Genomic DNA, 18531 nt, shown 5'->3' on the forward strand with positions numbered 1-18531 from the left:
GCGATCAACTGATCGCGGCTGCTTTGACCTCATCATCAATGAACGGCAGATACTGCTCGAAATTATCCGAGAACATTTTGACCAGTTTTGCCGCTTGTCGATCATAGCTTTCCGCGTCGTCCCAAGTGCGACGCGGATCTAGCAGGATGTTCGGGACGCCTTTGACATCAACCGGGACATCAAAGCCGAAGTTTGGATCCTTGCGAAACGCGGCATCCGCCAATGATCCATCCAACGCGGCCGTCAGCAGCCCGCGCGTGGCCCTGATCGGCATACGACTGCCGGTGCCGTAAGCACCACCCGTCCATCCGGTGTTCACCAGCCAACATGTCGCACCGTGGGTCGCGATCTTTTCGCGTAGGAGATTGCCATAGACCTCCGGTCGGCGCGGCATGAAAGGTGCGCCGAAACACGTTGAAAAAGTCGGTTCCGGCTCCGTCACGCCACGTTCGGTTCCGGCAACTTTGGACGTGAAGCCGGACAGGAAGTGATACATCGCCTGCGCCGGAGTTAGGCGCGAGATCGGGGGCAGCACTCCAAATGCATCACAGGTCAGCATGATAATGTTCTTAGGATGACCGCCTCGCGCTGAGGCCGAAGCATTTGAAATGTAATGCAAAGGATAGGCGCAGCGCATGTTCGCGGTCAGGCTGTCGTCCTCAAAGTCGAGATCCTTGGTATCCTCATCGTAGGTCATATTCTCGATGACGGTGCCGAATTTTTCCGTGGTGGCATAGATTTCGGGCTCGGCATCCGCGCTCAGGCTGATGGTCTTGGCATAGCAACCGCCCTCAAAGTTGAAAGTGCCCGTGTCTGACCACCCGTGTTCGTCATCGCCGATCAAGATGCGCGCCGGATCGGCCGACAGCGTCGTTTTTCCTGTCCCGGACAGACCAAAGAAAACAGCCGTATCGACCGGATTTCCCGTAGCGTGATTGGCCGAGCAGTGCATCGGCATCACACCCTTGCCAGGTAAAAGGTAATTCAGCAGGGTGAAAACAGATTTTTTGTTTTCGCCAGCGTATTCGGTGCCGCCGATCAATATGAGTTTCTTGTCAAAATTCATCGCGATCACGGTGTCGGATCGACAATTATGACGTTTGGGGTCCGCCTTGAAACTGGGGCAATTTATGACCGTGAAATCGGCGATGAAATGGTCAAGATCTTCGCGGTCTGGACGGCGCAGCATGTGGCGGATAAACAGCCCGTGCCAGGCCAGCTCCGTGATCATGCGCACATTGATCGCATGTTTCGGGTCAGCACCGCCAATCAGATCCTGAACGAAATAGTCCCGCCCTCCCATATGCGCAATCATATCCGCATAAAGCGCGTCAAACCCTTCTGGCGACATCGCGGCGTTGTTTTCCCACCAGATCGTTTCCGTAACACTTGGCGTTTTAACGACATGTTTATCCTTGGGGGAGCGCCCGGTGAATTTCCCCGTCGTGACCAAAAAAGCACCGCCTTTACCCAAGCTGCCTTCGCCTCGGCCAAGCGCTTGTTGGATCAAATCGGGCTCGATCAGATTGTAATAAACGGTTCCGGTCCCGGCGATCCCTTGATCTTCAAGCGTAAAATCTGGGTTTACCCGTCCATGTGTCATCTGTCGTTCTCCTTTTCGGCGCAACAGTTACATGCGCATAGGGGTCTTAACATGACGTTTTTGCAATTGAACAGGACGCTTTGAGTCGTTAGCGCCACCATCGTAGATTTTGTTTTGAGACTTTTAAATATGCGCCGATGGCGGTTCGTGTCGCGCGTTTAACTGGTGCATAATTCAGTCATTAGTAATCAAATTATGACCCCAATACCTTCGAGTGTCGTGCTGATTCGCACTTGATCAGAAGTTTAACGGGTAACGACGCATTCTGTTGTCTGAGACTTCAAACAACAAACGAGCAGTACAAGGAAACGGGCAATGTCAAGAATAGCTTTGGTTGATGATGACAGGAATATCCTGACCTCTGTGTCCATGACGCTGGAAGCGGAGGGCTTTGAGGTTGAAACCTACAACGATGGGCAGGCCGCGCTTGATGCCTTCAACAAGAAGCTCCCCGATATGGCAGTGCTGGATATTAAGATGCCGCGTATGGATGGCATGGATCTGCTGCAACGGTTGCGTCAGAAAACAGCGATGCCGGTCATTTTTTTAACTTCGAAGGATGATGAAATCGATGAGGTGCTCGGCTTGCGGATGGGGGCTGACGATTACGTCAAGAAGCCCTTTTCGCAACGTCTTCTGGTGGAGCGAATTCGCGCGCTTCTGCGGCGCCAGGACGCTGTGGCAGGTGATGTGGTTGCCGACAGTGAAGAAACCAAGGTGATGGAGCGCGGCGATTTGCGTATGGATCCCCTGCGCCACGCGGTCAGCTGGAAGGGGAATGATGTTTCTCTGACCGTGACCGAATTTCTGCTCCTACAGGCGCTGGCCCAGCGGCCCGGTTTTGTGAAATCGCGCGACCAACTTATGGATGTCGCCTATGATGACCAAGTCTATGTGGATGATCGCACAATCGACAGTCACATCAAACGCCTTCGTAAAAAAATGCGAACGGCAGATGACGCATTCTCGGCAATAGAGACCCTTTATGGCATCGGGTATCGGTACAACGGGGAATAAGCAGACAAATGGTTTCGGCCGAGAGGAACTTTATACGCGACATGACGCCTCCGCCGGCTCAAAATGATGGTGTTGATGTTGGGGCCGCTACTGATAGGCCGGATGCGGATGAAAATCGAAGCTCGCACAGGAGCCGCAGCATTTTATTCCTGCGTGCGTCGCCGTTGACGCGTAAGATCATCACGCTGAATCTGATTGCGTTGACGTTTCTTTTTGCTGGCTTCGCTTATCTGAGCTCCTCGCGAGATAGTTTGACGTTGCAACGTGCTCTGTCCCTTGTTTCGGAAGCTGAACTGATCGCAGATGTGATCGAGGCCAGGTTGCCGGTGGATCGTTTCGTTAATCTTGCAACAGATGATACAATCGAGTTAGGCGTGTTGTTGGGCGGCTTGAATTTGCGCAGCGGTGTAGAAGTATTTGTGTTTGATCAATCTGAAACGATGATTGCGAATATTGAAGGCAGCCAGGTTTTTGGTCTGGATTCCAGTACGATACACTCTGAGACCTTTTTGACGGATGGATTGGCGTGGCTCTGGGCAAGGGTTTTGGCCCCACTCAAGCTGGGGAAAGAGGCAGATACCACCCCTTTGGAAGAAAAGTTAAAGCCCTGGGTAGGTGATGGTTTCTCCAAGGGGACACAGATACGCAACGAGTTTGACCTGGCGGGTGGTAAACTGTTCGCCGTAGTGACCCCAATATTACATGATGGAACGGCGATTGGCGTCGTCGCCGTTGCTACTGCCGCGGGAGAAATTGATGGGCTCGTTCGCGGTGAACTTGAGAGCGTGTTGCAAATGTTCTTGATCGCAACCGTGGTTTCAATCGGGCTCAGCTTGGTTTTGGCGTCGACCATCGCCAACCCGTTGTGCGCCCTCGCCGCGGCTGCCGAATTAGGTCGCGACAAAAACGCCCGTAAAATGAAACCCGGGCGAATTCGAATTCCAGACCTGACCGCCCGTCCGGATGAAATTGGTCGTCTGAGTGGCGCATTGCGCGGGATGGTCTCGGCGCTCTACAATCGAATTGATGGCAATGAACAATTCGCCGCCGATGTTGCTCATGAAATTAAGAACCCGCTTGCTTCCCTGAGATCCGCAGTCGGCACGTTGCGCATGGTTAAACGTGAAGATCAGAGAGATCGACTGCTGGATGTTATTGATCATGACGTGCGCAGATTAGATCGTTTGGTGAGCGATATTTCGAATGCATCGCGTCTGGATAGTGAACTGGTCAAGGAAGAAGAGGAAGCTTTCGACGTTCTTCTGACGCTGGGCAATCTGGCGAGACACCTGGGGGAGGAGGCGCAATCAAAAGGGATCTCCTTTGTAACCGATTTTCCGCAGGAACCGATCGCCTTATACGGGTTGGAGGCGCGATTGGCGCAGGTATTTGTCAATTTGATTACCAATGCGATTTCTTTTTGCGAAGAGGGTGATACCATCCGTATCTGGGCGCGTACCAAACAGAACCGGGTCCTGATTGTTGTTGAGGATACCGGGCCGGGCATACCTGATGAGGCATTGGCGAAAATTTTCAATCGCTTCTATTCGCAGCGACCAGAGGAGCATTTCGGTAATAACTCGGGGTTGGGTCTCGCGATATCGATGCAGATTGTAGAGGCACATGGAGGGGTCATCTGGGCAGAAAACATCCGACCGACTGCGGTAGATATCACTTCCGAGCCGTTGGGTGCACGCTTTGTCGTGGGATTGCCGATTTGAAGTTTGATGAAGAGTTCGCCTTTTTCCACTGACGGCGCGGCCATCACGCTGCACGCATCTTGCGTTTCCTATCAGGGAAACGGGGTTATTATTCTTGGCGCATCCGGTACGGGCAAGTCGAGTTTGGCGCTGCAATTGATGGCATATGGTGCCGAATTGGTGGCAGATGATCAAACCACCGTGACGGTGCGCAATGGTCTACTTAGTGCAAGTAGCCCGTCGATTCTCAAGGGGTTGATCGAAGCCCGAGGCGTGGGATTGCTGCGGGCAAACCATCTTCCTGAAACGGAGGTTGGTCTTGTTGTCGATCTAGATCGTCTTGAAACCAAACGGTTACCTGAACTGCACAGGACCAATCTGGCTGGGATCGACGTGGTCTGCCTTCACAAAGCTGATTGCCCCCATTTCCCTGCCGCGATTTTGCATTACCTTCGTAGTGGAAGGTGGAAGCCATGAACGAAGATTCCAATACCACGGCGCGTCGCATTGTCCTGGTCAGCGGGCCATCAGGTGCCGGGCGCTCCAGTGCGCTCAATGTACTGGAGGATGCGGGTTTCGAGGCTGTTGATAATCTGCCGCTGCGTCTTTTGCCTCATCTGTTTGAGGCAGCAGGTCATGACCGACCGCTTGCTTTGGGAATTGATCCCCGCAACCGGGAGTTTTCAACAAATAGCGTTATTGATTTATTGGGGGGGCTGGCGGGTATGCCGGGCCTGGCGGCCGAGCTGCTTTATCTTGATTGCAGCACGGATGTTTTGTTGCGCAGATATTCAGAAACCCGGCGACGACACCCTTTGGCCCCCAACGGTCGCCCTTCCGATGGCATCGCGCAGGAATTGCAGATGCTTGAACCTTTGCGTGCGCGTGCGGATGTGCTCATCGACACAAGTGAGCTCAACATCCACCAGTTGCGGGCTGAAGTGGAGCACTGGTTTGCACCTGAAGGCCAGCGACGGCTGACCGTTTCGGTTCAATCTTTCTCCTACAAGCGTGGATTGCCGCGCAGCGTGGACATGATTTTTGATTGCCGGTTTTTGACAAACCCCTATTGGACGCCCTCTTTGCGCGCACTGAATGGCACCGATGTCGCGGTCAAAAACCATGTCATGGCTGATCTAAGATTTGCGGCGTTCTCTGATAAAGTGTTGGATCTGAGCCTGCTGTTGCTGCCGGCTTATCGCGAAGAGGGAAAATCATACTTTTCAATCGCCTTTGGGTGTACGGGCGGCCAGCATAGATCCGTGGTTATGGCGCAAGGACACGCATTGCAGCTTGCAGAGGCAGGGTGGCAGGTGTCAATAAGGCACCGCGAATTGGACCTGCGAAAGAAAGACGAGGCTTGAGCCGTGATCGGTATCGTAATTGTCGCACATGGCGGTTTGGCTAAAGAATACCTTGCTGCTGTCGAACATGTTGTTGGGACGCAGGTGGGTATCAAGGCGATAGGGATTGATGCAGATCACAATCGCGATGCGAAGGAACGCGATATTTGTGTCGCAGCGGATAGTGTGGATACCGGTGGGGGTGTCGTCATTGTGACCGATTTATATGGTGGGTCGCCATCAAACCTCAGCCTGCTTGCCTGCCAACCTGGAAATCGACGGATCTTGTATGGGGCGAATTTGCCGATGTTGATAAAACTGGCGAAAAGCCGTCAGAAAACAGTTCCTGACGCGGTACGGCTGGCATTGGAGGCGGGTAAGAAATACATCGATAGCCATAACATCAGCCATGATCCGGAAAGTAGATCAAATCCATGACCGACTGCACGTTAAAAATTGTGAATGAAAAAGGGCTGCATGCGCGTGCGTCAGCAAAGCTCGTGGAGGTTGTTGAAGGGTTTGACGCGCAAGCCGAGATATCCAAAGACGGGATGACAGCATCAGCAGACAGCATCATGGGGCTTTTGATGTTGGCAGCGTCCAAGGGAAGCTTTATTGAAGTGAGTACGTCCGGCCCCGATGCCGATGCGCTTGCAGAGGCCCTATCGGCTTTGGTGTCAGACATGTTTGGCGAAGGGCAGTAAGGAAACATGCGCGATTTTGAACGAAATACAGGGTAGCAGGTCTTGGTAGAGAGCACGCAAGACGTAAATGTAGCCCAAGGCGAGTCAGAGCCGGTCAATTTTGCGCAATATGACCGCAGAAGCCTTTCCTATGCGTCGACTTTTGAGGATCCGTGGAAGTCAGCCGTGATCCGGGTGATCGAGGCGTTTACAGGAAAACTGACCATTCTGCGTCTGGTCAAGAAGTTCGAACGCCGCGGCACACCCAAGGGTCAGGCGTTCTGGCGGGCTGCTCTTGACGTGATGGGGATCGACCTCCTTACACCACAAGAACAGCTTGACCGGATCCCCAAAACCGGCCCCGTCATCGTGGTGTCCAACCATCCGCATGGCATGGTGGATGGTATGATTTTCGCCGATCTGATCGGCCGAGTGCGGCCTGACTATCGAATTCTGACCCGATCCCTTTTGACAGTGATTGATGAAGTGGCAGGGTCTTACATGATCCCGGTCCCGTTTCCGCATGACCCCAACGCGCAACGCAAAGGCGTGGAAATGCGCGCGAATGCAATGAAACATCTTAAGGAAGGCGGCGTCGTGGCGCTTTTCCCATCGGGTGGTGTTGCCGCATCCGAGACGTTTTTCGGACCCGCGGTTGAGGCGGAATGGAATGTCTTCACCGCTAAATTGATCCGCCGATCTGGCGCGACGGTTGTTCCTCTCAAATTTCTGGGACAGAATTCACGCGCCTATCAGATTGCGAATAAAATATCGCCAATGTTGCGACAAGGTCTTTTGCTGCATGAAGTCGTCCACTCTTTGAACAAGCCGCAAGCGCCCATCGTGGGGCACCCGTTGTCGAACGATGAGTTGCGCAAATGGGATGATGACCCACGTGGCTTCATGGCCTGGCTGCGTGAGCACACGTTGTCCCTGAAAGACTGACCGCAACAGCACCTAGCGGGTGGGTACCGGCGTGTCGCCTCTGTAATCATAAAACCCGCGATCGGTTTTGCGCCCCAGCCAGCCAGCCTCAACGTATTTTGTCAGCAAAGGGCAGGGCCTGTATTTCGTGTCCGCGAGCCCGTCATGCAGCACGTTCATGATGGCAAGGCAGGTGTCCAGACCGATAAAATCCGCAAGTTCCAGCGGGCCCATGGGGTGATTGGCCCCCAATTTCATTGAGCTATCGATGGATTGAACGCTGCCAACCCCTTCATAGAGCGTATAAACGGCCTCATTGATCATCGGCATCAATATCCGGTTGACGATGAAGGCCGGAAAATCCTCGGCGGAGGCCGCCGTTTTCCCCAGACGGTCCACCACTTTTTTGCAGGCGGCAAAGGTCGGCTCATCCGTTGCGATGCCGCGAATAAGTTCCACCAATTGCATCACCGGTACGGGGTTCATGAAGTGGAACCCCATGAATTTCTCGGGCCGGTCGGTCCGGCTCGCCAGCCGTGTAATGGAGATCGACGACGTGTTCGACGTCAGGATCGTATGCGGTTCAAGATGAGGCAAAAGATCTTCGAAGATCGCTTGTTTGACCGATTCCCGTTCGGTGGCCGCCTCGATAATAAGGTCCACCGTGCCGAGTTCGATCAGATTTGGCGTGGTCTTGATACGTTGCAAAGCCTGCGATTGGTCGTCCTGCGTGATTTTGCCGCGCGAAACCTGGCGCTCCATGTTTTTGGCCATCAAGGCCATCGCCGTGTCCAGCGCATCCTGACTGATATCATTCAGGACGATGTCATATCCGGCCAAGGCCATAACATGCGCAATCCCATTGCCCATTTGGCCTGCACCCACAATCCCGATTGTTTTGATGTCCATCGGACGCCCCTTTTCTTTGGCTCATCCTACGGTGCATGTTCAGTCGGTCGCAAGGTCAAGCGTTCGTAAAAATGCAGATCAAATTGTCGGTTTAACAAAATGTAAGGGCGGGTGGTGCAGATTGAACAGTGGGTGATTTAAGTGAGGTGGGTTTATGACCTATGACGTATTGGGAGCGGGGGCTCTCGATTATGCGCCGTGTCGTTATGGCAATTCGAAATTACTGTTCAGAGGGCCTGAACGTAGGATAGATGTCCCCTATGTTGCCTTTCTTGGCGGTACCGAGACCTATGGGAAGTTTATAAAGTGCCCGTATCCGGCGCTGGTAGAAAGCGATTTGGGCGTAAATTGCATCAATTTCGGCATTTCCAATGCGGGAATTGATGTCATGTTATGCGATCAGATGTTGGGTGACGCTGCAAATGGCGCGGAAGTCACTGTGATTCAGGTGATCGGTGCGCAGAACCTTTCAAATCGTTTTTACACGGTGCATCCCCGGCGCAATGATCGGTTTGTAAGTGCCTCAACACTGCTGATGTCAATATATCCAGAGGTCGATTTCGCGGAGTTTCACTTCACCAAGCACATGTTGAGTTGCCTGCTCGAGGTTTCGACCGACCGATTTTCCGCAGTCAAAGCTGAATTGCAAATGGCCTGGTCGGCACGCATGAAGCTGCTGATGAACCGGATTTCAGGGCAAAAGGTGCTGCTCTGGTTTTCGGATCATCCGCCGCTGGAAGAAGGACCTGTCGGGGTGAACCCTTCGATGGAGAAGGCGCCTCTTTTCGTAACACGAAAGATGCTCAAAGATTTGAACTCGATTGCGGATGGATACGTCGAGGTTGTCGCAACGCCACAGGCGCTTGCAGCGGGTGTTGATGGGATGGTTTTCAGCCAGATGGAAGCCATGGCGGCGGCGGAAATGCTGGGTCCAAAGGCGCATGGCGAGGTGGCGCTAAAGCTAGGTAAGGTTTTGCATTCAATGATATAAAAAGAGCCGCGCAGAGGTTTGCGCGACCCTTACGATTAACAAACTGTTCTCCTAGAACGTTCCGGCTTCAGTATGACACATCCCGGATCGCCTTTTTCTTCGAAATTATCGAATGTCAGACATCTAAAAGAAATGCATGCTTGGGCCAAAACGCCTTATAGTTTCTCAATAAGTTCTGGGACGGCGGTGAACAGATCCGCCACAAGGCCGTAGTCGGCAACCTGAAAAATCGGGGCCTCCTCATCCTTATTGATGGCGACAATGATCTTGGAATCCTTCATGCCCGCAAGATGCTGGATCGCACCCGAAATTCCCACGGCCACGTAAAGATCAGGTGCGACGACCTTGCCGGTTTGTCCGACTTGCCAATCATTGGGGGCGTACCCGGAATCGACCGCCGCACGTGATGCGCCGACCGCTGCGCCGAGCTTATCTGCAAGCTTTTCGATCAAGGCAAAATCATCTTCCGACCCCACACCACGACCACCCGATACAACCACACCTGCAGAGGTCAACTCGGGACGGTCACTGGCCGCGACCTTATCCTCAACCCATTCACTCAATCCGGGGTTGGTCACGGCGGATATCGATTCTACTGACGCAGACCCTCCCTCACCGGCTGCATCAAAGGTCGATGTCCGGAAGGTGATAACCTTGATCGCATCGGCGGATTTCACGGTTTGAACCGCGTTGCCCGCATAGATGGGCCGCTCGAATGTAGTGCCATCCACCACACCCGATGCGTCAGAGATCACCATCACATCGAGCAAAGCTGCCACGCGGGGCATGACATTCTTGGCGTCCGTGGTCGCGGGTGCAACGATATGCTCGTAATCGCCCGAGAGCGAAACGATCAGCGCGGCGGTGGATTCTGCAAGGCGATGACCCAAGGATGCATCCTCAGCCACCAGCACTTTGCTGACACCGTCGATTTTGGCAGCCGCTTCACCAGCCGCCGCAGCCGACCCACCCGCCGCGAGCACAGTGACATCGCCCAGCATTTTCGCGGCCGTAACCGCCTTTGCCGTGGCATCCATTGCCAATTCGCCGTCGGTAACTTCTGCAAGGAGTAGAACAGCCATTACACAGCCCCCGCTTCTTTGAGTTTCGATACCAGTTCATCAACAGAACCGACCTTTATGCCCGCGGCCCGCGTTTCCGGCTCGACGGTTTTGACAATCTCCAGCCGCGGCGTCACATCAACGCCGTAATCGGCGGCGGTTTTCTCCTCCATCGGCTTTTTCTTGGCCTTCATGATGTTGGGCAGTGACGCATAGCGTGGCTCGTTGAGGCGCAAATCCACGGTGATGACCGTGGGCATGGTCACTTTGATCGTCTGCATGCCGCCATCCACTTCGCGGCTGACCACAGCGTGATCGCCTTCAATCGCAACTTCTGAAGCAAAGGTCGCCTGGCTCCAGCCCATCAAAGCGCTCAGCATCTGACCGGTGGCGTTCATATCATTATCAATCGCCTGCTTTCCGCATAGCACCAGACCGGGCTGCTCTTCGTCCACGATGGCCTTGAGGATCTTGGCCACGCTCAACGGCTCGATGTCTTGATGCACATCATCGGCTGCGATCACCAGAATGGCGCGGTCCGCGCCCATCGCCAATGCCGTGCGCAGGGTTTCCTGACTTTGCTTGACACCAATCGAAACCACCACGACCTCATCGGCCTGACCGGCTTCTTTCAAACGGATGGCCTGCTCGACGGAAATCTCGTCAAACGGGTTCATCGACATTTTCACGTTGGCAAGATCAACACCCGAACCATCCGCTTTGACGCGGACCTTTACGTTGTAGTCGATCACGCGTTTGACAGGTACTAGAACCTTCATTGGCGGTTATCTCCTTGGAATTGCGACTCACACAATGCGCAAGTCTGACGTTGTCTGAGAAGTGGTTTACCCAAGGCGGTGCGCATGAAACAGCGTAAAATCGTCATGCCTGGGCACAAGAACGCCGCGTTTCCTATGATTCCACTGGATTGTGGCGAAAATTCCCGATCACGTTCCTTTTCCGCTACTACAAATTTGGCCTAGCGGTTGGCACCGGGCACCCACAAAACATCATCCTTGCCACCGTTATTGGCGTGGCGCGCTGCTACGAAAAACCAATCACTCAGACGGTTCAGATATTTGACGGCCGCCGTATTGATTACTTCCATGCTCGCCAATTCCACGCAAAGCCGTTCGGCGCGCCTTGAGACCGTGCGGCACACATGCATATGCGCAGATAAAGCAGAGCCCCCCGGAAGAATGAAACTGCGCAACGCATCAAGGTTTGCGTTCATCGCGTCAATTTCTGCTTCCAATCGGTCGACTTGAGCGCTGATCATCCGCAAAGGCGGGTATTCTGCTTCGCCGTCCTGCTCGATGTCGGGCCGACAAAGATCTGCGCCCAGATCAAAGAGATCGTTCTGAATGCGGCTTAGCGCGTCGTCCATATCCCCGCGCGCTTGCAGGCGCGCGACACCAACAAAAGAGTTCAACTCATCCGAAGTCCCGTAGGCGGTCACACGCAGCGCATGTTTTGCGACACGGGAACCGTTTCCGAGCGCGGTTTCGCCCGCATCGCCGGTTTTCGTGTAGATTTTGTTCAGAACCACCATGGTTTGTTTACCTCTTTTTCAGCGCAAAAGCACATAAGCAACGATCAGGCAGACGGCCACGAATTGCGCTCCGAGCCTGTATCGCATCAACTTGTTCGAGTTCTTCTTATTGAACGCGCCGCCTTTGGCGAATCCACCAAGACCCAGCATCAAGACAATCACCACAGCAATACAGGCGATCACGGCGATTATGAATATTGTGTCACCCACGGCATTCTTCCTTTTCGATCCCAGCCGCACATGTAGGCGGGCAATTGACAAAAGCGAACCGCTTTTTGTGTTTTCCCGACCCTAGGTGCGCGAAAGAACCCAATCGAGCGCCCGCGTCGGCAGCAAGCGGCGCAATATCCCCATAAGATAGGTCGGTGTCGTGACATAGTACCGCGGATTAGGGCGCGGGTCATCCACGGCCCGGATGAGCTTGCTCAAAACAGCATTTGCAGGCAATTCAAAAGCATCGGGTCCGCGCGTTTCATAGAGGCGCTTGTTCAGCCCGGTTTCATATTGCACGCGGCGCACGGAGTTGCGCCAATCAACCCAGCGTTCGAAATGACGCGCTGAGTTCTGACGGATTTTCGATGTCACGGGGCCCGGTTCGATCAGGACAATATGGATGGGCGTGTCGCGCATTTCGATGCGCAGCGTGTCCGTCAGGCCTTCGAGGGCGTATTTCGTGGCATTATACGCCCCGCGCCAGGGCAGTGTGATGAAGCCCAGAACAGAGGAGCATTGAATGATGCGGCCATGCCCCTGGGCGCGCATAACCGGGATGACGGCGCGCGTTAGCTGGTGCCAGCCAAAGAAATTGACCTCGAAAATGGCCCGTAATGCGTCCGTTGGCAGATCTTCGACCGCCCCCGGTGTGCCATGTGCGCCATTGTTGAAAAGCACGTCCAAACGGCCACCGGTTGCGGCCAGAACCTGCGCGAGGGCGGCGTCAATACTCGCAGGGTCCGCGTAGTCCAGTTGTGGGCTTTCAAACCCCTCCATGCGCAGACGTGCGCAATCCTCCGGCTTGCGACAGGCGGCAAACACCCGCCAACCGCGCGCTTTGAGGCCCACCGCGCAGCAATATCCGATGCCCGAAGAGCAGCCGGTGATCAGTATGGTTTTTTGCGTCATGGGGTCTTTCGAGATCGATCGCGCAAAGCAATGACGATTGCGGCGAGGCTGTGCAAGCCTATCCGTTGCTGAGCAGGTAGTCCGCGATCCAGCCCTCCGGCCCACCGGAGACAGCGCGTAATTTCACCCAACCCGTGCCATCGTCCTGAAGTATTTCGACTTCTGTATTGCGTTGCAGCTTGGATACTACATCAAAGCCCGTTCCCGGTCCGCCGCGCATATTCACCACTGCGGCCGACACAAAGCGGATGTCGCGGGGCGCTGACACACTTTGGGAAGAGGCCTGCGCGCGTGATCCGGAGAAAATAATGCTGGGCAAAACCTCATCTTCATCCGGGGTCGCGTCAAAAGTCACAGTGGTCGCGCCGACGATGGAGGGCGATGTGAGCGGCGCAAGCGGCTCTGGTTTGGCGAGGATGGTTGGTGGCGGCGCTGGTTCCTGGGCGCTCAATGCATCATCAAATGATGTTAAACTAAGCGAAAGACGCGTCACTGTGGGGGCATCATCGCTCGATGCCGCCGCGATGGCCTGCATTTTGTCGTGTGAAGATGCGAGAGGCACATCAGGATCCGCCCGCGCGATCACGGCGGCGTCGCGTGCCGCAATGGGATCGAAATCGGCACCACCGCTGATCTCGTAAAACCCCAGCGCCAAAAATGCAAAACTAACTAAAATGAATCGATTCATAACTCTATCCCGCCCAACTTCCTGTCTGCCTAACACAAAACTGAGGGATTTGGATCCTTAACAAATAATAATGGTTTCCGGTGGTGTGGTCATTGCTGTTGCGGTGCGGGGTCTTCAGGTCGCGCCGAGGTCTTACGATTCCGTCATATCGCGCTTGTTCGGCGATGTCCGGAACGATAGACAGCTTCTGATGGCCGATGATATTGACACTCCCGACATGCCCGCCGCTGACCTGTCCGAACCCTTGCGTCGGGCTTTGGGCGAGCGTTACCTGACCTATGCGCTCAGCACAATCATGCATCGCGCCCTGCCGGATGCGCGCGACGGGCTCAAACCGGTGCACCGACGAATCCTCTTTGCGATGCGGGAATTGCGTCTGAATTCAACGGGCGGCTTTCGCAAATCCGCGAAGATTTCCGGTGATGTGATGGGCAACTATCATCCGCATGGGGACGCCGCGATTTATGACGCGATGGCCCGGCTGGCGCAGGATTTCAACGTGCGCTACCCGCTGGTCGATGGCCAGGGGAATTTTGGCAACATCGACGGGGACAACCCCGCCGCCAGCCGATATACCGAAGCCCGCATGACCGCCGTGGCCGAGGCGATGCTGGATGGGTTAAACGAGAACGCCGTTGATTTTCGTGAAAACTATGATGGTACGCTCACCGAGCCGGTCGTCTTGCCTGCGCAATTCCCCAATCTGCTGGCCAATGGGTCGAGCGGGATCGCCGTCGGCATGGCGACCAATATTCCGCCGCATAACATTTCGGAACTCTGTGACGCCTGTATCCATCTGATCAAAACGCCGGATACGCGCGATGATACGCTGTTGAAATTTGTGCCGGGTCCGGACTTCCCGACCGGGGGGGTGATCGTTGAGCCGCCGGAAAATATCGCGACGGCCTATCGCACCGGGCGGGGATCGTTCCGGTTGCGGTGCCGCTGGGAGATCGAGGACCTCGGGCGCGGTCAATGGCAGATTGTTGTCACCGAAATCCCGTATCAGGTCCAGAAATCCAAGCTGATCGAAAAGATCGCCGAACTGATCCAGACCAAGAAAATCCCGATTCTTGCCGATGTACGCGACGAATCCGCTGAAGACGTGCGCATGATCATCGAACCGCGCTCGCGCTCGGTGGATGCGGATGTGCTGATGGGTATGTTGTTTCGCAATTGCGATCTTGAGGTGCGCTTTTCGCTCAATATGAATGTGTTGATCGACGGTTTGACGCCCAAGGTGTGCTCGATGAAAGAGGTGTTGCGCGCCTTCCTCGATCACCGTCAGGAAGTTCTGATCCGCCGCTCCCAGCATCGGCTGGAAAAGATCGATCATCGCCTCGAGGTGCTCGAAGGCTTCATCATCGCCTTTCTCAATCTGGACCGTGTGATCGACATCATCCGCTATGACGACGATCCCAAGGCCGCCTTGATGCGCGAGGATTGGGGCAAGACGCATGCCCGCGCGATGAGCGAGGCCGATTACGTTTCGCCCACTCCGGGCGATGGCGAGTTGAGTGAGGTGCAGGTTGAGGCGATCCTGAACATGCGTCTGCGGTCGTTGCGCCGGTTAGAGGAAATGGAGTTGCTGCGCGAGCAATCCGCGCTGATGGAGGAACGCGCGGGGCTCGAAGACCTGTTGGAAAACCCTCAACTTCAATGGGATAGCATCACAGCACAGCTGCGCGAGACCAAGAAACAATTCGGCAAGGATTACGCGGGTGGCGCGCGCCGTTCCACCTTTGCCGAAGGAGCGGTGATCGAAGAGGTTCCGATCGAGGCGATGATTGACCGCGAACCCATCACGGTTGTTTGTTCTCAAATGGGCTGGGTGCGCGCGATGACAGGGCATATTGATCTGACCCGCGAGCTGAAATTCAAGGACGGCGATGCGCCGCGTTTCATATTCCACGCGGAAACGACCGACCGGCTGCTCGTATTCGGCTCAAACGGGCGTTTTTATACGGTTTCGGCGTCTAATCTGCCGGGCGGCCGCGGCATGGGCGAGCCGTTGCGATTGATGGTGGATCTCCCGAATGAGGCGGAAATCGTTACGATCCTGACCCATCAGGCGGGACGCAAATTGCTTGTGGCTTCCAACGCCGGTGACGGGTTTGTGGTGCCGGAGGATGATGTGATTGCGCAGACGCGGTCCGGCAAACAGGTGTTGAATGTGCGCGGTGAAACGCGGGCCTTGGTGTGTAAGCCGATTGTGGGTGACGCCGTTGCCGTGGTGGGTGAGAACCGCAAGGTGCTGGTCTTCGGGTTGGATGAGCTGCCCGAAATGGGCCGCGGCAAGGGCGTGCGTTTGCAAAAATACAAGGATGGTGGTCTGAGCGATGCATCCACCTTCAACCGCGCCGAGGGCCTGAGCTGGCTTGATCCGGCAGGGCGGACCCGGACGGAGACCGAACTGGCGGAATGGGCGGGCAAGCGCGCCAGCGCGGGTCGTATGGCACCGCGTGGTTTCCCGAGGGATAATAAATTCACCTGAACTTAGAGTTTTTATTGCGTTGGCCGTCGGGTTTTGTCCCTCAAAGCCCGCTTTGCACGTGTCAGAAGAACCACCAACCCAGTCGCCGATACCGAGGTGTCCGAGGCGATCTTTGGGAATGTCGGAAACATGGTGGCGTTCCGCGTCGGGGTCAAAGCAGCACCGCTGCTGGCCCGCATGCTGGCACTGTTTTCTGCCGCTGATTTGCAGAACCAGCCGAACCATCGCGCCAGTGTTCAGGTCATGGCGCGCGATGAACGATTGTCGCCGTTCTCGGCGTCGATGTATCCACCGTATTGGTCAGCGGCATAAGGTGGCTGCTAGGCTTGGATATTACTGCGCGTATTCTGAGGGGATGACCCACTTTGATCCATTCGAAGAGCGCATGTCAGAAGAGCAATTCGACGCATACCTGCAATTATGCAAGGAGATTTTTTTAGACATGCAAGCCGCAGGATCTTGGCCACGGTCATCGACGACCTTGTCCCAGTAGCAATATGGCCAGCCGTAGAATCCACCATCCACGACAGAAGTCAGATAGTCCGGTGGCGTTTCATCCCCAAGCCCATCTCTTTCATTTACCACGGTCCAGAGTACGCCAGTCGATGGTTCCCACGCTGTTCCGACAGCGTTGCGCAGATCGGTTGCAAAGATACGCGCCTTCCCGGTTGCCACGTCCAGTTCCCAGATCGCGGCGCGCCCCACTTCGACCTCCATTCCCTGGTCCGCGATATTGCTCAGGGAGCCAACACCCGCGTAGATCTTTGTCTTGTCCGGCGAGACGATCAGGCTGCGCGTCCAATGGCCGTGGGGTTTGAAGTCAACCAAGGTCTCTCCGTTGCCATTGAGTTGAGTTGCGCCGTCATCGTAATCGAACACTTTGATTCCGTCGGTGTTGCCAAGGTAAAATCGGTTGCCGACGAGTGCCATTCCAAACGGCTGATTTTGATTTTCCACAAAAACATGTCGGTTTTCTGCGACGCCATCTTCGTCTTCATCCCGCCAAAGTGTCACTCTGTTCGCACTCTTCCCAATGGCCTTCACCCGTCGCATCGTCGCCTGCGCGGCGTGATCCATCAGCGTTTTCGGAGGTCCCGCTTGTTCCTTTGATTCCGCAACCAGAACGTCACCGTTAGGAAGAACCTCAATCCAGCGCGGGTGATCAAGTCCCGTGGCGAATGCATTCACCTTCAATCCATCTGCGCAAGTTGGCAGTCTTCCGTCTTTCCAACCTTCTGCAGCGGGCATTTTGATTGTCATGATACCCTGACGCCGTGCGTCAGGAATTTCGGGCTGCAACCCCACCGCCTGGTGCGTTGGAGCGTTGATGCGACGCATGGCGGCAACGGTCCCACCGACGAGCGATGTTGCTTTCGCGAGTAAGTTCATTTGCCCTCGTGTTTAAAACGTTGTTAAGCCCAAGATTGAGTTGTAGCTTAACGGCACCTGCTACGGACTTGAAGACGCGACCTCAGCAGGCAACCGGGCACTCAAGTGCAACGTGGTTACAAATTTGCACTGCATTGGAATGCTTGTGGTTTTTTCGTTTTTTGGTTGGCTTAATCTGTCCGCATACGTAGTGTTCCTGATTGCTGCACGAACTTGCCTCGGGAACAGGCCATCTGACAGGCAGTGATCTGGCCAATTTATAGGATGGATACCCCGCAAAACTCTCAATGTCTCTCAGCGGCGCAACCACTGACCTGACTGGATGCATTAAAAGGACAATATAACATGCCTGACATTACCCAAAAATACTGGAACACCGAAACAAACGCTATCATGGCTCTGCCAGCAGACCGCCCGCACAGGCCCGCCAATGCGGAAACGACCATCGCCACCGTTACATCCGCCATCTCCGCAATGTCGCCAGTCATGGCTTTGGGATGCTAAAATTCTTCTCCGCCTATGAGGATTGGAAGAAGACGCGGGCAGCACAGACCAACAATAAGAACGCGCTCATTTGGTCTGCCCAACAGGTGCGCCCTGAGGTGGCTGTAACCATTGGTCTCCTTCAAGACCGCCACCTTGAAAACACGGGCAAGGAAGTCAGCCGTGCTGAGGTGATCAACGCCTTGGTGGCATCGGGTCTCCCAGTGATGTCAGTGCCTCTTCCACGTATTGCTCAGGGGTGCGCTCTAATGAGCCTGAACGGGTATCCGAGACCAAGCGTTGAAAAGCATCCATTAGGGCTGCATGTTCGCGGACCAAGGCAACACCCTCCGCCTGTCTGCTCATTGCGGCTTGAAAGAACGTCTTAGGAATTACCTTACGGAGGTCTTGAGGAATTCTTCTGCGAAAGGTTTTACGCCCGCTTTTGATCACAACATGTTCAAGCTTCATAAGCACCGCCATAGTCAATGTATCCCCATTGTATCCCGAAATGTATCCGATGAAAGAGGAGAAGTGCCTGTAATGCTTGAAAACAATAGGCTTTTAGCCTA

General features: G+C 54.7%; 20 protein-coding genes and 1 pseudogene. 11 read left to right on the top strand and 10 right to left on the bottom strand.

From position 1 onward, the window contains the following. Positions 1–4: 4 nt before the first annotated feature. Entirely contained in the window at positions 5–1603 is a 1599-nt protein-coding gene (locus ROLI_RS02410; protein WP_338469222.1) for a phosphoenolpyruvate carboxykinase, read from the bottom strand. Positions 1604–1918: 315 nt separating this feature from the next. On the opposite strand from ROLI_RS02410, the gene ROLI_RS02415 reads away from it, so the two are divergent. The 7 genes from ROLI_RS02415 to ROLI_RS02445 are packed head-to-tail and all read left to right on the top strand — an operon-like array spanning position 1919 to position 7291. Further along, on the top strand, positions 1919–2620 hold the full coding sequence (locus ROLI_RS02415; protein ID WP_187429090.1) for a response regulator transcription factor: 702 nt from the start codon (positions 1919–1921) through the stop codon (positions 2618–2620). Positions 2621–2661: 41 nt separating this feature from the next. Continuing rightward, the gene (locus ROLI_RS02420) at positions 2662–4341 is read left to right on the top strand and encodes a sensor histidine kinase (protein ID WP_262386422.1); all 1680 of its coding nucleotides are present in this window, start codon (positions 2662–2664) and stop codon (positions 4339–4341) included. 6 nt (positions 4342–4347) lie between these two features. Continuing rightward, positions 4348–4797, top strand: coding sequence for an HPr kinase/phosphorylase (locus ROLI_RS02425; protein WP_187429163.1), 450 nt, complete (start codon positions 4348–4350; stop codon positions 4795–4797). Next, positions 4794–5684 (top strand): RNase adapter RapZ, encoded by an 891-nt coding sequence (gene rapZ, locus ROLI_RS02430; protein WP_187429092.1) that lies wholly within the window; start codon positions 4794–4796, stop codon positions 5682–5684. The genes ROLI_RS02425 and rapZ overlap by 4 nt, the downstream gene beginning before the upstream one ends. 3 nt (positions 5685–5687) lie before the next feature. Further along, entirely contained in the window at positions 5688–6101 is a 414-nt protein-coding gene (locus ROLI_RS02435; protein WP_187429093.1) for a PTS sugar transporter subunit IIA, read from the top strand. Then, the gene (locus ROLI_RS02440) at positions 6098–6367 is read left to right on the top strand and encodes an HPr family phosphocarrier protein (protein WP_187429094.1); all 270 of its coding nucleotides are present in this window, start codon (positions 6098–6100) and stop codon (positions 6365–6367) included. The genes ROLI_RS02435 and ROLI_RS02440 overlap by 4 nt, the downstream gene beginning before the upstream one ends. Positions 6368–6409: 42 nt before the next feature. Beyond that, positions 6410–7291 carry a lysophospholipid acyltransferase family protein gene (locus ROLI_RS02445; protein WP_187429095.1) on the top strand — a complete coding sequence of 294 codons (882 nt, stop codon included), beginning with the start codon at positions 6410–6412 and terminating at the stop codon, positions 7289–7291. A gap of 12 nt (positions 7292–7303) precedes the next feature. On the opposite strand, the gene ROLI_RS02450 is transcribed toward ROLI_RS02445, so the two are convergent. Continuing rightward, positions 7304–8179: a 3-hydroxybutyryl-CoA dehydrogenase gene (locus ROLI_RS02450; RefSeq protein WP_187429096.1), complete on the bottom strand. Its 876-nt coding sequence runs from the start codon at positions 8177–8179 to the stop codon at positions 7304–7306. Between the two features lie 154 nt (positions 8180–8333). Here ROLI_RS02450 and ROLI_RS02455 point away from each other — a divergent pair, with 154 nt between their 5' ends. Continuing rightward, positions 8334–9170, top strand: coding sequence for a DUF6473 family protein (locus ROLI_RS02455; RefSeq protein WP_187429097.1), 837 nt, complete (start codon positions 8334–8336; stop codon positions 9168–9170). 155 nt (positions 9171–9325) lie between these two features. Here the strand turns inward: ROLI_RS02455 and ROLI_RS02460 are convergent, their stop codons facing one another. From ROLI_RS02460 to ROLI_RS02485, 6 genes are all read right to left on the bottom strand, one after another. After that, entirely contained in the window at positions 9326–10252 is a 927-nt protein-coding gene (locus tag ROLI_RS02460) for an electron transfer flavoprotein subunit alpha/FixB family protein (RefSeq protein ID WP_187429098.1), read from the bottom strand. Then, positions 10252–11010 carry an electron transfer flavoprotein subunit beta/FixA family protein gene (locus tag ROLI_RS02465; protein ID WP_187429099.1) on the bottom strand — a complete coding sequence of 253 codons (759 nt, stop codon included), beginning with the start codon at positions 11008–11010 and terminating at the stop codon, positions 10252–10254. Before ROLI_RS02465 ends, ROLI_RS02460 begins: the two co-directional genes overlap by 1 nt. Positions 11011–11210: 200 nt before the next feature. Beyond that, complete coding sequence (locus ROLI_RS02470) at positions 11211–11783, bottom strand: cob(I)yrinic acid a,c-diamide adenosyltransferase (protein WP_187429100.1); 573 nt, start codon at positions 11781–11783, stop codon at positions 11211–11213. Between the two features lie 18 nt (positions 11784–11801). Continuing rightward, a complete protein-coding gene (locus tag ROLI_RS02475) occupies positions 11802–11993 on the bottom strand; it encodes a twin transmembrane helix small protein (RefSeq protein ID WP_187429101.1) in 192 nt (63 codons plus the stop codon). Between the two features lie 81 nt (positions 11994–12074). Beyond that, positions 12075–12905 (bottom strand): SDR family NAD(P)-dependent oxidoreductase, encoded by an 831-nt coding sequence (locus ROLI_RS02480; protein ID WP_187429102.1) that lies wholly within the window; start codon positions 12903–12905, stop codon positions 12075–12077. 58 nt (positions 12906–12963) lie between these two features. After that, a complete protein-coding gene (locus ROLI_RS02485; RefSeq protein WP_187429103.1) occupies positions 12964–13593 on the bottom strand; it encodes an SH3 domain-containing protein in 630 nt (209 codons plus the stop codon). A gap of 190 nt (positions 13594–13783) precedes the next feature. On the opposite strand from ROLI_RS02485, the gene ROLI_RS02490 reads away from it, so the two are divergent. Together ROLI_RS02490 and ROLI_RS02495 are read left to right on the top strand one after the other, a co-directional pair. Further along, positions 13784–16087 (top strand): DNA topoisomerase IV subunit A, encoded by a 2304-nt coding sequence (locus ROLI_RS02490; protein WP_187429104.1) that lies wholly within the window; start codon positions 13784–13786, stop codon positions 16085–16087. 33 nt (positions 16088–16120) lie between these two features. Beyond that, complete coding sequence (locus tag ROLI_RS02495) at positions 16121–16399, top strand: hypothetical protein (protein WP_187429105.1); 279 nt, start codon at positions 16121–16123, stop codon at positions 16397–16399. A gap of 138 nt (positions 16400–16537) precedes the next feature. On the opposite strand, the pseudogene ROLI_RS02500 reads toward ROLI_RS02495, so the two are convergent. Continuing rightward, positions 16538–17476 (bottom strand): annotated as a pseudogene (locus ROLI_RS02500) (PQQ-dependent sugar dehydrogenase); the annotation flags it as partial. A 345-nt stretch (positions 17477–17821) separates the two neighbouring features. Between ROLI_RS02500 and ROLI_RS02505 the strand changes: the two are divergent. Further along, a complete protein-coding gene (locus ROLI_RS02505; protein ID WP_187429106.1) occupies positions 17822–17980 on the top strand; it encodes a hypothetical protein in 159 nt (52 codons plus the stop codon). A 174-nt stretch (positions 17981–18154) separates the two neighbouring features. Here the strand turns inward: ROLI_RS02505 and ROLI_RS02510 are convergent, their stop codons facing one another. Then, positions 18155–18430, bottom strand: coding sequence for a hypothetical protein (locus tag ROLI_RS02510; protein ID WP_222869417.1), 276 nt, complete (start codon positions 18428–18430; stop codon positions 18155–18157). Positions 18431–18531: the final 101 nt, after the last annotated feature.

The organism is Roseobacter fucihabitans (genome assembly GCF_014337925.2).
GTDB lineage: Bacteria > Pseudomonadota > Alphaproteobacteria > Rhodobacterales > Rhodobacteraceae > Roseobacter > Roseobacter fucihabitans.

Bases quoted from the DNA above. Each gene is read 5' to 3' on its own strand.
- ROLI_RS02410 (WP_338469222.1), bottom strand. From the start codon at position 1,603: ATGACACATGGACGGGTAAACCCAGATTTTACGCTTGAAGATCAAGGG.
- ROLI_RS02415 (WP_187429090.1), top strand. From the start codon at position 1,919: ATGTCAAGAATAGCTTTGGTTGATGATGACAGGAATATCCTGACCTCT.
- ROLI_RS02420 (WP_262386422.1), top strand. From the start codon at position 2,662: ATGACGCCTCCGCCGGCTCAAAATGATGGTGTTGATGTTGGGGCCGCT.
- ROLI_RS02425 (WP_187429163.1), top strand. From the start codon at position 4,348: ATGAAGAGTTCGCCTTTTTCCACTGACGGCGCGGCCATCACGCTGCAC.
- rapZ (WP_187429092.1), top strand. From the start codon at position 4,794: ATGAACGAAGATTCCAATACCACGGCGCGTCGCATTGTCCTGGTCAGC.
- ROLI_RS02440 (WP_187429094.1), top strand. From the start codon at position 6,098: ATGACCGACTGCACGTTAAAAATTGTGAATGAAAAAGGGCTGCATGCG.
- ROLI_RS02450 (WP_187429096.1), bottom strand. From the start codon at position 8,179: ATGGACATCAAAACAATCGGGATTGTGGGTGCAGGCCAAATGGGCAAT.
- ROLI_RS02455 (WP_187429097.1), top strand. From the start codon at position 8,334: ATGACCTATGACGTATTGGGAGCGGGGGCTCTCGATTATGCGCCGTGT.
- ROLI_RS02460 (WP_187429098.1), bottom strand. From the start codon at position 10,252: ATGGCTGTTCTACTCCTTGCAGAAGTTACCGACGGCGAATTGGCAATG.
- ROLI_RS02465 (WP_187429099.1), bottom strand. From the start codon at position 11,010: ATGAAGGTTCTAGTACCTGTCAAACGCGTGATCGACTACAACGTAAAG.
- ROLI_RS02470 (WP_187429100.1), bottom strand. From the start codon at position 11,783: ATGGTGGTTCTGAACAAAATCTACACGAAAACCGGCGATGCGGGCGAA.
- ROLI_RS02480 (WP_187429102.1), bottom strand. From the start codon at position 12,905: ATGACGCAAAAAACCATACTGATCACCGGCTGCTCTTCGGGCATCGGA.
- ROLI_RS02485 (WP_187429103.1), bottom strand. From the start codon at position 13,593: ATGAATCGATTCATTTTAGTTAGTTTTGCATTTTTGGCGCTGGGGTTT.
- ROLI_RS02490 (WP_187429104.1), top strand. From the start codon at position 13,784: ATGGCCGATGATATTGACACTCCCGACATGCCCGCCGCTGACCTGTCC.
- ROLI_RS02505 (WP_187429106.1), top strand. From the start codon at position 17,822: ATGCCTGACATTACCCAAAAATACTGGAACACCGAAACAAACGCTATC.
- ROLI_RS02510 (WP_222869417.1), bottom strand. From the start codon at position 18,430: ATGAAGCTTGAACATGTTGTGATCAAAAGCGGGCGTAAAACCTTTCGC.